Source organism: Oleiphilus sp. HI0128 (assembly GCF_001635365.1).
In genome coordinates this window covers 1-899 of sequence record NZ_LWGG01001468.1, presented here as the reverse complement: position 1 = coordinate 899, position 899 = coordinate 1, and the positions used below count along the sequence as shown (strand labels likewise).

Here is an 899-nt window from a genome sequence, read left to right as displayed (position 1 = left end):
TACTTTGGGGCACGCTATGGGCGACCGCTTATTGCAGTCTGTGGCCCTTCGCCTTGAAAGCTGCGTCAGAAAGTGTGATACCTTATCTCGTTTTGGTGGAGATGAATTCACCCTACTTCTGCCATCAATTTCTTCGCCTGAAGATGCCAGAACCATTGCCAAGAAAGTCATTTCAACACTCAAAGCCCCTTTCGACCTGGGTGAGCATGAAGTATTTGTCGGCGTAAGTATTGGTATTGCCGTCTACCCTAATGGCGGGAACACGGTTGACCAGCTCATCCAAAATGCCGATGTTGCTATGTACCATGTAAAGGGACGCGGTAAAGATGGTTACCAGTACTACAGCGAAGATATGGCCATCCACACCTCAAATCGTTTGAGCCTGGAAAGAGACCTTAGAAACGCACTGGAACGTAACCAGTTCAAAGTTTATTATCAGCCTCAAATTTCTGCCAAGACAGGTAAGACCATCGGTGTTGAAGCGCTGGTAAGATGGCAGCATCCTGAGCGTGGTCTAATCTATCCTGGCGAGTTTATTCCTTTAGCCGAAGAAACCCGACTAATGTCTGATATTAGCGACTGGGTACTGCATTCGGCCTGTAAAGAAATTAAATCCTGGATCGACAGCGGCCAAAGTGACATTCGCTTATCAGTAAACTTCTCACCTCTCCAGGTTGAACACCCGCGCTTTGTACAGCGTTTACTATCCAGCTTGCGCCAGGCAGATTTCCCGCCCGGAAATCTCGAAATCGAGCTCACTGAAAATGTTATTATGAACGACCTTGAGAATATGACTCAAAAACTCAGACAACTCTCTGAGCATGGCGTCACCATTGCCATTGACGACTTTGGCACGGGTTATTCATCACTGAACTATATTCATAAACTGCCTATTCATA

1 protein-coding gene is annotated in these 899 nt (G+C 46.6%); it reads left to right on the top strand.

Features of this window, described 5'->3' with window-relative positions; translation table 11 throughout:
- Positions 1–16 precede the first annotated feature (16 nt).
- Positions 17–899: bifunctional diguanylate cyclase/phosphodiesterase (locus tag A3763_RS24215; protein WP_231872308.1), on the top strand; the 883-nt coding region annotated here is incomplete at its 3' end.